General features: G+C 28.8%; 5 protein-coding genes. 3 read left to right on the forward strand and 2 right to left on the reverse strand.

Going from position 1 to position 13568, the window contains the following annotated elements:
- Positions 1-167 precede the first annotated feature (167 nt).
- Complete coding sequence (gene purL, locus HACICURT3053_RS00055) at positions 168-4061, reverse strand: phosphoribosylformylglycinamidine synthase (RefSeq protein WP_157991740.1); 3894 nt, start codon at positions 4059-4061, stop codon at positions 168-170.
- Positions 4062-5937: 1876 nt separating this feature from the next.
- Complete coding sequence (gene tadA, locus HACICURT3053_RS00060) at positions 5938-6387, reverse strand: tRNA adenosine(34) deaminase TadA (RefSeq protein ID WP_174233914.1); 450 nt, start codon at positions 6385-6387, stop codon at positions 5938-5940.
- A 1506-nt stretch (positions 6388-7893) separates the two neighbouring features.
- Between tadA and rpiA the strand changes: the two genes are divergently transcribed.
- The 3 genes from rpiA (at position 7894) to polA (ending at position 13391) form a co-directional block, all read left to right on the forward strand.
- Positions 7894-8553: a ribose-5-phosphate isomerase RpiA gene (rpiA, locus tag HACICURT3053_RS00065; RefSeq protein ID WP_157991741.1), complete on the forward strand. Its 660-nt coding sequence runs from the start codon at positions 7894-7896 to the stop codon at positions 8551-8553.
- Between the two features lie 220 nt (positions 8554-8773).
- Positions 8774-9628, forward strand: coding sequence for a prolipoprotein diacylglyceryl transferase (gene lgt, locus HACICURT3053_RS00070; RefSeq protein WP_157991742.1), 855 nt, complete (start codon positions 8774-8776; stop codon positions 9626-9628).
- Between the two features lie 967 nt (positions 9629-10595).
- On the forward strand, positions 10596-13391 hold the full coding sequence (gene polA / locus HACICURT3053_RS00075; RefSeq protein WP_157991743.1) for a DNA polymerase I: 2796 nt from the start codon (positions 10596-10598) through the stop codon (positions 13389-13391).
- Positions 13392-13568 lie beyond the last annotated feature (177 nt).

The raw sequence follows: 13568 nt of genomic DNA on the forward strand, positions 1-13568 counted from the left end.
AAGATTGCTTTTTGATGATTTTGGTGTAAAAAAATTCTAATTAATCTAAATTATCTATTTATTATTGATATTTAAATCATAAAATATATGTTTTTTTATACTAGAATCTTGCTTTCAGAATCTTATATGTTTCATCATCTTCAATGATGAGTGATTTTAATATACGTTTAACCTACTTGTTTGCGAGCATTACGAAATAGTCTCATCCAAGGACTATATTGTCCCCATGTATCAGGGTGCCACGAATGATTAATTGTGCGATATGTTCGCTCTGGATGTGGCATCATAATAGTAACACGTCCGTTTTCATTAGTTACAGAAGCAATCCCATTGGGAGAACCATTTGGGTTAGCAGGATATTTTTGCGTTGGATAACCAAAATTATTAATAAATCTAAGGGGGATCAGATCTTTCTCTTCTAGTTGTATCAGATTTATTTTATTTCGAGTTTCTGCATAACCTTCGGCATGTGCGACGACTATGGGTATTTTTGATCCTGTCATACCATCAAATAACAGGGATTTACTTTTCAAAATTTCTACTAAACTAAGTCGTCCTTCAAAGCGATCGGATTCATTGCGTATAAAATAAGGCCATTCTTTACTTCCAGGAATAAGCTCGCGGAGGTTGGAGAGCATTTGACAGCCATTACAAACACCGAGTACTAGCGTGTCTGATTGATGAAAAAAATCTTCAAATAAATCGCGCATATGGTTATTATATAAAATAGATTTCGCCCATCCTGAGCCAGCACCTAGGACATCTCCATAAGAAAAACCACCGCAAGCAACTAATATTTTTATATCGTTTAATGTAGATCTTCCTTCTATGAGATCACTCATGTGTATATCAATTGCTTCAAATCCGGCATAATAGAACGCAGCAGCCATTTCGGTATGTGAGTTAATACCTTGCTCACGGAGAATTGCTGCTTTAGGTCGTTTTCCGGTTGCTATTAATGCTGAAGTAATATTTTTTTGAGGATCAAAAGTTAAAACTACATTAAGCCCAGGATCATGGTTATCTAATTTAGATTGATGTTCTTGATCTGCGCAGTCTGGGTTATCGCGTAAGCGTTGTATTTTCCAAGTTGTCTCTGCCCACCAAGCGCGGAGAGTCGTGCGACGTTCTTTGTATATAATTGATTGACCTCTGGAAATTATAAATTCGTTTCCTTTTGCTGCTTGACCTATTAGATAACTGCAATGACTTAGGTTATAATCTTTTAAAATTTGTCTAACTTCACTTAAGTCATTGTTCGCTACTTGAATTACGGCTCCCAACTCTTCAGTAAATAGAGCTGCAAAAATATCGTTACTTAAGTCTTTGATGTCAATTAAGACACTACAGTGACCAGCAAAAGCCATTTCCGCTAATGTCACTAGTAATCCACCATCTGATCGATCATGATAGGCTAGAAGTTTTTTAAAAGTAACTAGTTTTTGAATGGCTTTCCAAAAATTGACGAGTTGTTGAACATTACGTACATCAGCAGTATTTTCGCCTAATTGACGATAAACTTGAGCAAATGCAGTTGCACCAAGAGCGTTTACACCATTACCAAGATCAATAAAAATTATTGTATTATCATTAGTTTGTAATTGTGGTGTAACAGTTTTTCGTACATCTTCTACGTAAGAAAATGCAGTAATAATTGGTGACAAAGGAGAAATGACTTCTCGTTTTTCATTATCTTGATTCCACTGCATCTTCATAGACATGGAGTCTTTTCCGACTGGAATTGCAATTCCAAGATCAGGACATAATTCTTCGCAAACAGTTTTGACTGCAGCATATAAGCCAGCATCTTCACCAGGATGGCCAGATGCTACCATCCAGTTAGCGGATAACTTAATACGCGTAATTGGACCAATTTGTGCAGTTACAATATTGGTAAGGGCTTCCCCGATAGCTAGTCGGCTGGATGCAGAAAAGTTTAGTAAAGATACTGGGGTGCGCTCGCCTATTGCCATTGCTTCTCCATGATAACTATCATGATCTAAACTTGCGTTAGTTACTGCGCAATTTGCGACAGGAACTTGCCATGGACCAATCATTTGATCACGAGCAACCATGCCGCCTATAGAGCGGTCACCGATTGTAATTAAGAAAGTCTTTTCTGCAACAGCAGGCAAATGCAGAACGCGATATACGGCATCAGATAGAGAGATGTGATCACGTTCTAAAGGTGATCCTGTTGTTTTGTAACTAATTGTATTACGCGTCATTTTAGGAAAAGTTCCTAATAAAAGACTAAGAGGTATGTCGATAGGAGTGTTATTAAAATATTTGTCAATTAGTGACAATTTTTTTTCTATAATTGCCTCTCCAATAATTACATAAGGTGTTCGTTCACGTTGGCATATAGTATCAAATAGCTTTAAATTTTTAGGAGAGATTGCTATGACATAGCGTTCTTGGGATTCATTACACCATATTTGTAATGGGCTCATACCAGGTTCGTGATTTAAGATATTACGTAGATAAAAACGACCACCGCATGGTCCGTGATGTATCATTTCTGGTAAAGCGTTAGACAGACCACCAGCTCCAACATCATGAATAAATATGATTGGATTATTAGATCCAAGTTGCCAGCAACGATTAATTACTTCTTGACATCGACGCTCCATTTCTGGGTTGTCGCGCTGGACAGACGCAAAGTCATAATCAACATTAGATCTATTAGAAGATGAAGAAGAGGCAGAACCGCCACCTAGTCCAATATTCATTGATGGGCCGCCTAAGACAATAAATTTATCCCCATCATGAATTCTACCTTTCTGAATATGTTCTTCGAGAATGTGACCAAAACCACCTGCTAGCATGATAGGCTTATGATATCCACGTAGTTCATTGCCATTATGACTATTAACCATTTCTTCATAAGTACGGAAATAACCACTTAATACAGGGCGTCCAAATTCATTATTAAAGTCTGCTGCTCCTAATGGGGCTTCAATCATTATTTCTAAGGCACTACAAATATGATTCGGTTTGCCAAAATCTTGTTCCCACGGTTGTTCAAATCCTGGAATACGAAGATTCGATACAGAAAAACCTGATAAAGCAGCTTTAGGTTGCGCTCCTCTTCCAGTGGCTCCTTCATCGCGAATTTCACCACCAGAACCAGTTGCTGCTCCTGGTCTTGGAGAAATGGCAGTTGGGTGATTATGTGTTTCTACTTTCATTAAGATATGTACATTTTTTTGATTAAAATTATAAAAACCCTTTTGGTTAGAATAAAATAGATTTGAGGGAGTACCTTCCATTACAGCTGAGTTGTCGTTGTATGCTGAAAGTATATAATTTGGATTTTTTTTTACAGTATTCTGTATCATATCAAAGAGTGATTTTGATTTCTTTTTCCCATCAATACACCAATCAGCATTAAAGATTTTATGACGACAGTGTTCAGAATTAGTTTGAGCAAACATATAAAGTTCAATATCTGTTGGATTACGGCGAAGATTTATAAATTCTGTCATTAAATATTGTATTTCTTCTTCAGATAAAAGGAGATTTAGAGAGATATTGGCTTCATCTAATGCTGCACGTCCCTTTTCTAGGATCTGGATATATTGCATTGGAGCGGGTTGGTTTTGAATGAATAATTGTTTAATATTTTGAAAATTAGTAAAAAAATCCTCCATCATTCGGTCGTATAATTTTGATGCTAAATAGTTCCATTCTGTATGATTCAGTTTTTTAGATTTAATATAAAAAGCTTTACCACGTTCTATGCGAAGGATTTTAGTCAACGAACATCTTCTGACTAGATCTGTGGCTTTAGAAGACCATGAAGAAATAGTTCCCAGACGAGGAGTTACTAGAAGTAACTTTCCAGTCGGTAAGTTTTCTTTAAAACATGAGGGCTTACTTTCTAATAAGTGTTCTAAACGTAATTGTTCTGAAATATTTAAGGGTGTTTGAATTTTAACAAAATAGACATACTCAGCATAAATATTTTGTAGAGAGAGATGTTCTTCTTTAAAGTATGTTAGTAATTTTTTAACCAGCATTGTAGATAAAGCGGGTGGACCGCGTAAAATTTTTATCATAAAAGATCTCTTATATTCAAAAGAGGAATATTTAATTATGGTGATTCAATGATGGATTATTATATATCTTTTAAATTTTTTACAAAATTGTTTGATCAGGATTTATTGTGATACGTTGTTTACTTATAGGTAAGTCACTTGTAATCAGCAATGTTCTATGTTTTATTTTATTACGAGAATCTTATAAATGATTATTTAGTAACTATTTAATTATTTTTTTCATTATTAGGTTATGACCTGTCTGATTTTATTATTGGTAATATTGTAATTTACTTTAGATAAGTAAAATTGGTTGTTGTTCTTTCATTGGTTTAGAAGATTGTAATTTTAGTAGTAATAAGGGGTGGTTGCATTTTATAAGTAAAAACTGAAGTTTATATATTTCATAATTACTTTATAATAAATATTGCTTTGTTAAAGGAAAATAAGTCATTTTTTATGAACCTTAGTTGATAAGTTTTAACTTTATAACAGTGCAGTTTTAATATAGTTTAGCGCTTATTATTGATTTTTAAGATTTATTCTGAAGTTTATTAGAAGAATATAATAATAATTTCATAATTTCGTTTTTTATATCTTGAGATGAATTTGAGATCCATAGATATTTAGAGTTACCTAAAATATGAGAATACCGAAAAAAGAGATTAAAATCATAAAATATTGAATAGCTGTATAATAATCTATTTTTTGAATAAATAGCTCATTTATAATGAATATTACATATAGCACACTATATTTATATTAGCAAAGTAATGAAGGTTATCTAATACTTTATTGATACCTTTATGTCTGACATGATTAATTTATTTTTATGTGAGAGTTATTAGATGGGCTGATCTTAGAGGAAAAATTAAAAAATTTTAGTTAATATTTTATTTGATTACATCAAAAGATAAGTGGATAAGCGTATTGTAATTAGCATTAATTTTATACAGAAAAATATATTCATGATTTGAATAACTTAGTGATTTTATTTTTTTATTTTTTTAATTTTTTATAAAAATTGTATGTTTTATTTTATCAGAGTTTTGAGTTTTTATTAGATTAGTTTTATGATATTAGGGTTTTTATTTTTAAGTTACATATTTAGAGACTATGTCAATTACTTAAATAAATTCATCTAAATAAGATATTTTATATGTAATTGCAATGATTTGTGTTGAAGTTAATTAACGTTTGAACAGGTATAATGAGATAATAAAATTAAATATTTTTTTATTTTAATGAACTTCTATAAATAAAATCATATTTGGTATGAGAGATGTATAATAAAAAGTTATTTAGCAATTACTTTTTATAAAGTAACATTTTTAAACTTTCAAATTTCGATATATACAGAATATATGATATCTTCCTTTAGAAGGAAGATTGGTTTTTATTAAAAATTAATTACATATGTTGTGTTTAATGATACGGAGATAAAATAGAATGAAATAGTTTTTTGATTTTATATTTTGGCAATGGTTGTAAAGTTAAAAGATTATAAATATATATCAGAATTTTTATGTTGCTCAATTTATATAATTTTTTATTATGTATTATATAGAATTAATTAAATATTTTAATCAAAGAAGGTAGGGATATGAAATATTAATATCTGTTAATTTTATAATCTTTTTTTATTTTTATATATATTTATATATATAATTTTAGGTTAAGGTTTTATGGAATATGGTATAGAGTTTTTAGAGAGCGTGATAGTAATCATTTAGCATCTTTAACAATGCGTTAATAAATAAGTTTTCAGGTTAGTTGTTTATTTATAGAAGATAAGAAAGGTTTTTATATTAACAAATTAAATATTAAGTAAAAAAACAATTTTCATAATAATGTAAATAGTGGTTTTTTAATACAAGGCTAAATTGGAATTAATAAATTATGAAATGAGATTGTTTTTTATTCGTTGGTAGCGAAAAAACTGATTTAGCACTGTTTTACATTCTTTCTCTAAAATTCCAGACTCAATTTGGATATTATGATGTATTTTTAGTGTTTTCTGGATGTATTTTAAGGTATTAATTGTTTCATGTTTCGTATTAGAGGTTCCATATACTAATCTTTTTACTCGGCTATGTATAATAGCACCAAAACACATAAGACATGGTTCCATTGTGACGTACAAAGTTGAGTTTACTAGACGATAGTTTTGTATAACTCTCCCTGCCTCTCGTAGAGAGGTTATTTCAGCATGTGCGGTGGGATCATTCAGTCGAATTGGTTGATTCCAACCTTTACTAATTAGATGATCACGAATCACTAATACCGCTCCGATAGGAATTTCTCCATGATACTGAGCATGGTATGCTAGCAAAAGTGCATGATGCATCCAGTATAGGTCATAGGGATGAGTCAGCGTCGTCTCCGGTATTATGCAATAACATAATTTATTAATTTTGATAATTAATCTAAAAATAGATTTTTCAACAGAACAAGGGTTTTAGGTCATCTTTAAGATTAAATTTAACCTATCGGTAATAAAATATAACAAAAATTACTTAAATTTTATGCTTATTTTGAATAAAACAATTAAATAACATTTGATGTAGCGAATATATTGTACTATCTGCTTTATAATAAGAAAGTTTTATATGGCATTGTTATCTTTTAATTCTTTATTTTAAAAAAATAAACAATTAATATCATGTATTAATTATGTCACTATACTATATATGTTTAAAGAGATTCTCTCATAAACTATGTATAATGAAATTATAATGATATTTCTAAAAATATTTTATTATATTACATATAATTAATTTTTACTCAGACTGAGTAAATCACTATTTTAAATAAGACATATAGGATACTCATAGTATCCTATATTAGTATAAATTGAATAATTGTGTTTAATTTTCAGTAATGTTCTGTAAAATTTTTCATATGTATTGTGTTTTTTTAAATTAAAATCTTCTAGTATAAAGAATTATCATAATGTATATTATGATTATTTATTAATCAAATCAAGGCATAATAAAATTATATTGATGTAATCAATATTGATTTTTTTTTAAATATAATTAATTTTATACTAAAACTAAGTTTTATTATTTGCAATATTAAATCACAGAGATAATTTTATCTATGTGTTAGGTATTTTAGTTTGTTAACAATTATCACAGTAAGTAATCAAGATTATATTAATAAATATAATATTGTATAAAAATGATAGATTAATTTATTTAGAAAATCAAAATTATAATAGATATGCCATAGGATATTTCAGTTTTTTCTAAAATAATAGAGTAAATTTGAAATAAGTATTAACGTTAATTTTATATTAATTAGGAAGAAATATTAGTTTTGTCAAATTTAATAAACGAGATTCATATTTTTATGCATACACAATGATTGTGTATATACATTATCAATATATTATTATCAATAATAATTAGAATTATTATAAATACAATATAAGATAAAACATCAAAATTGATCTTGATTATTAAATAAGATAAAACTCACTATATTCATTTATTTTTAGAGAATTTCCTAAACCTCTACATTCAAATGAGAAATAAGATTAAATAAATTATTATATAATAATAAAATATTATTATATATGTTTTAAATTTATTTAAACATTAAAATATTCTTAAATTTATTTGTTTTAATGTTTTATTTTTTATTTTAGTATTTTTTAAATATATGAATAAAAAATCGATCAGTAATATTTTATTGAATAAAATTGTACTTTTATAAGAAAAAAGTCAAAAGAATCTTTAGACGATATAAAGTGAATTATGTAAGAATTTGATCTAAAATTAGTGATAATAAACAGTTTTTCAATAACAACATATTTTACAATTTAGTGCTAAAAAGCTGGAACCTGATAATGATGAAGAACAAGCTTAAAAAGGCTGCTGGGTGGGCTGCATTAGAATATGTTATGCCTGGAATGATTGTTGGAGTCGGTACTGGTTCTACAATTGCATATTTTATTGATGCTCTGGCATCAATAAAATATCAAATTGCTGGAACGGTATCAAGCTCAGAAGTGTCGAGCGCTAGATTAGCATCTTATGGTATTCCTATTTTAGATCTTAATAAGATTAAGATCTTGTCTCTTTATATTGATGGTGCAGATGAGATTAATGATCAATTACAAATGATTAAAGGAAAAGGAGCAGCTTTAACGAGAGAAAAGATTATTGCAGCTGTTTCTGATTATTTTATTTGTGTTGCTGATGAATCGAAGAAGGTTAACGTTTTAGGGCATGTTCCTTTGCCGATCGAAGTAATTCCTATGGCACGAAAATATGTAGAACGTCAATTAATTAAACTTGGTGGATTACCTAAATATCGTCAAAATGTTATTACTGATAATGGTAATATTATTCTTGATGTATATCATCTTGATATAAGTGACCCAGCTTTGTTAGAAAAAGAGATCAATGCTGTGACTGGTGTAGTGACTGTTGGTTTATTTGCGAATCGTGGAGCAGATATGGCTTTGATCGGTACCACTGATGGGGTAAAAATATTTACAAAATAATTTATAAAACATTTAAAGAGTTGTTATGTTTTATATATTTCTATTTTTTGAATTTTGTGATTTTGTGCATAATTATTATTTTTTATAAAGATAATTTTTATGACATACATCTCTTATTAAGAGTAATCTGATTTATTTCTATATACTCCTTTTTATTTTTAAATTAATTATTGGTATATTGAATTATGGTTAATTATATTAATTATTATCATGGTGTTTGATGAGTAATCATTATTTATCTTTTCCGCATGTTAACCCAGTGATGTTGTCTTTTGGTCCATTTTCTTTACATTGGTACGGGTTAATGTATTTAATTAGTTTTATATTTGTGCGATGGATGGCTATACGGAGAGTTTCTTATTTTGGTTATTCTTGGGCAAAGGATGATATAGATCTCCTTTTATATATTAGTTTTTTTGGAGTTTTCCTTGGAGGTCGTCTAGGCTATGTTTTATTTTATAATCTTCCGTTTTTTCTTAATAATCCATTAGATATATTTAAAATATGGAATGGTGGTATGTCATTCCATGGCGGGTTAATTGGGGTAATACTAGCTATATTAATTTTTTCATATCGAACTAAGCGTCATTTTTTACAAGTTTCAGATTTTATAGCACCAACGATCCCATTTGGTCTCGGGGCAGGACGCTTTGGAAATTATATTAATGGTGAGCTATGGGGGCGAGTAAACTTTGATTTACCTTGGTCGATGTTGTTTCCTGGTTCGCGCAATATGGATATAAGTTTGACAGAAATACATGCAGAATGGAAGGATTTATTGTTGACCTATGGTAGTTTACCGAGACATCCTTCTCAATTATATGAGTTAATTTTAGAAGGAGTCTTATTATTTATTATTCTTAATGTTTTTATTATGAATAAAAATAGACCTTTGGGGTCTGTTTCTGGACTATTTTTAATTAGTTATAGCTTTCTACGTATAATTTCTGAATATTTTCGTGAGCCTGATGTCCAGTTAGGTTTATTTTATGGAATAAGTATGGGACAAATATTATCTATTCCAATGATGGTAGTCGGGATGATTATGATGATGAGAGCATACCGTCACTATTAATTCATAAAAAATATATGACTTCTCTAAATTTATTCTAAATTTATTATGAATTTTATTTAATTTTCGCTTTATTGAAACAAGGTTTTCTCTAATTTTATTGTGGATTTGATAGTATATGCAATTTTTATAAATTTTATTTATTGATTTATCTCATCAAATCAATTTTTGAATTTATATGCATAATCAATTTTTAGTCATTCCAAAAAGGAGTAGATCTGTTAGAAAATTAATAAGATTGTTAATAAATTTCTCTAAATTTATTGGTTTAGATATATCAGTTATACTTGATTCATTTATCTGATATTAGAGTGTAAAATTAACTAAGATAGTATAGTAGACCAATTGCTCGTTACTATAAGTTAACGATAGCTGTCAAAATTTTTGTAATTCTAATTATTATATCTATACCCTATCTGTTTTAGAATACAGTAGAATGATTTATATAACTATAAGATCATCATACTTGATAGATGATTAAGTTTTTGCGTATAAAAGAAAGACAAGTTTAAGATGATTATTTTTTATTTAGTAAGATTATCATTGTATCTATCAGTATTAGAAAGGTTTAGAAATATATTATAATTTAAACAGGAAAGATTCAAAATAAGAATTAATTTTATATATTAAAATAAATTTTTATTTTTAAAAGTATAACTCAACTCCATTACAAGTATCTATAATATAGATATCAATAAAGTAGGTTTAAGTAAAATTATTTAAAATAAAATCATATTTTTACTTTTATTAGATTTTATTTGGTATTTTATCCTGATATGAAAGAATATCAGTTCTTTGGAATTAGTTTAGAGATTGGTTAGTATAGAGGGTTATGTGTCTTAATTTATACACTATATATTCTATTATGATTCCAGAAGTGAATATATTACAACAGCTTAAATTAACGGAGATATGAATAGATTTTCTTCATACTTATTCTATTTAACTAAAAAGATAATGTGAATTATTTATGATTACGATTGAAAAAAATCTATTGATTTTAGTAGATGGCTCTTCTTATCTATATCGTGCTTATTACGCTTTCCCTTCTTTTACTAATAACTCTGGTTTTCCAACTGGAGCCATTTATGGCGTATTAAGCATGTTTCGTCGTTTATTTTTAAAATATAAGCCTAGTCATATTGCTGTAATTTTTGATGCGAAAGGAAAAACTTTTCGTGATGATATTTTTGTAGAATACAAAATATATCGTCCACCTATACCTCAGGAATTAAAAGTACAAATTGATCCACTGCATAAGATTATTAAAGCAATGGGAATACCTCTTCTAGTTATTCCTGGTGTTGAAGCAGATGATGTCATTGGTACTCTCGCTTTGGCAGCAGAAAAAGATGGTTTTAATGTATTAATTAGTACTAATGATAAAGATATGGCTCAGTTGGTTACTGACAATATCAAGTTAATTCATTTAGTAAGTCATAAAATCATAGGACCAAAAGAGGTCTTAGACCAATATGGAATTCCTCCAGAACTTATCATAGATTTTCTTGCTTTAATGGGCGATTCATCTGATAACATTCCAGGGGTGCCTGGTGTTGGGATCAAGACAGCTCAGTTTTTGTTACGAACGTTTGGTGGGATTATTAAAATTTATTCAGACCTAGAAAAAGTTGCCTCGCTTTCTTTTCGAGGCTCGCAAACAATAATGACTAAACTAGAAATAAATAAAGAAACAGCGTTTCTTTCTTATAAATTAGCAACCATTAAAACTGATGTATTACTTGAATGGACTAGTGGTCAGTTAATTAAGAGGTCTCCATCTATACAAGAGTTAATAAAACTTTTGATATTTTATAATCTGAGAAGATGGGTTGTGTACTTAAAGGAAGATCAATGGTGGTTAGATTCTTTTCATAAAGAAAAAATAGCTATACCAAATTCTGCTCCTATATTGAAAGAGAGAGATTTGCCAGAATCTGTTCATGAATTATTGTTATCTAATTATTCGAGTATTTTAGATAAACAAGTGTTTTCATTGTGGCTAAAAACTATACAAAATAAAAAATTTTTTTCATTTGCCTTACATACTCATTCATCAAGCAAATTACACATCAATATTATTGGATTATCATTAGCAATTACTTTGGGTCATGCTGCTTATCTGCCAATATCACATGACTACTTAAACGTACCAGTTCAGTTACAGTGTTCTTATGTTCTCTCATCTTTAAAGCCTCTATTTGAGGATAAAAATATAATGAAGGTTGGGCATAATTTTCATTATATACAGAAGATTTTTAAGAAGCATAATATTGTGCTCAAGGGCGCATTATTCGATACGATGCTAGCATCTTATGTATTAAATAGCAGATGTCATAGTAATGATTTATTAAAATTAGCAGAATCATGGTTAAATCATAAAACAGTGAAATTAACTGAGATTACTAAACCAGGAAGCAATAGACTTAATTTTTATAAAATACCATTAGATATAGCAACTTATTATGCAGCAGAATGTGCTGATATTATACTAAAATTATACTTTAAGTTATTTAGCGAGTTAGAAAAAAATCTAGAACTTAGATATATTTTTGAAAATATTGAAACAGTTCTTGTACCTGTAATTGCACGAATAGAAAATAATGGAGTTCTAATTGATTGTAGCATATTGGAGGTGCATTCACAGGAACTAAATGATCGGCTGCATAGCCTAAAACAAGAAGCATATAGATTAGCAGGAAAATCCTTTAACCTTTTGTCACCAAAACAAATTCAAGAAATTATATATGATTTACAAAATACTAACTCTATAAAAAACAAATCAGATGTTCTCTGTTCTAGTACAAAAGACATATTAATAGATGTAACAAAAAAAAATCTTTTACACGAAATTATTTTAGAATATCGAAGTCTATTTAAGCTTAAATCAACTTATACTGATAAATTACCCTTTATGATCACTCCAAGTAGTAATCGTATTCATACTTCATATCATCAGGCCTTGACGATTACTGGTCGTCTTTCATCTAGTCACCCTAATTTACAAAATATTCCGATACGCAGTCGTGAAGGTCGTCGCATCCGACAAGCATTTATTGCAGAAAAAAATTATTATATTTTATCATCTGATTATTCACAAATTGAATTGCGTATTATAGCCCATTTATCACAAGATCAGAATCTTTTATTGGCTTTCTCTAAAGAACAAGATATTCATTGTTCTATGGCATCAGAAGTTTTTGGTGTTGCGATCAATTCTGTTAGTCAACAACAACGTCGCACTGCTAAAGCAATTAATTTTGGTTTAATATATGGTATGAGTTCTTTTGGTTTAGCACGTTATTTAAATATAAGTATAAAGGAAGCTAAAATATATAGAGATCGTTATTTTTCACAATATCAAAGAATATTGGATTTTATAATAAAGACGCAAAGAGAAGTGGTAGAAAAAGGGTATGCATCAACTTTAAATGGGCGTCGTATTTATTTTCCAGATATCACATCTACCAATACGATTCGTCGTAAAGCAGCTGAACGGTCTGCCGTTAATGCCTTAATTCAAGGTACTGCAGCAGATATTATTAAAAAAACAATGATTGATGTGGATAAATGGTTATTAACTCAAGATTCTTATAAAATTAAAATGATTATGCAAGTACACGATGAATTGGTTTTTGAAGTACGGAAAGATATTATAGAAGAGACTTCTGTACAGATTCGCCAATTGATGGAAAGCGTAATTAAACTTGATGTACCTTTATCTGTTAATATTGGTGTAGGTTATAATTGGGATCAGACTCATTAATTCCAGTGACTTTCTTTAAAGATTTTGGTTTAATTATTTTATAACTTATAACTTTTTAAATGACATGGATATATATAATATCTTCTATAAGATTAGTTAAGTCAAATGTTTTAAGATAAATTTTTATATAATTTTAATGTGCGAGTAATATTTTATTTAAAGTATATGAATTTTAAT

This window comes from Candidatus Erwinia haradaeae, assembly GCF_900698855.1.
Lineage (GTDB): Bacteria > Pseudomonadota > Gammaproteobacteria > Enterobacterales > Enterobacteriaceae > Erwinia_E > Erwinia_E haradaeae_F.

Bases quoted from the DNA above. Each gene is read 5' to 3' on its own strand.
- purL (WP_157991740.1), bottom strand. From the start codon at position 4,061: ATGATAAAAATTTTACGCGGTCCACCCGCTTTATCTACAATGCTGGTT.
- tadA (WP_174233914.1), bottom strand. From the start codon at position 6,387: ATGCATCATGCACTTTTGCTAGCATACCATGCTCAGTATCATGGAGAA.
- rpiA (WP_157991741.1), top strand. From the start codon at position 7,894: ATGATGAAGAACAAGCTTAAAAAGGCTGCTGGGTGGGCTGCATTAGAA.
- lgt (WP_157991742.1), top strand. From the start codon at position 8,774: ATGAGTAATCATTATTTATCTTTTCCGCATGTTAACCCAGTGATGTTG.
- polA (WP_157991743.1), top strand. From the start codon at position 10,596: ATGATTACGATTGAAAAAAATCTATTGATTTTAGTAGATGGCTCTTCT.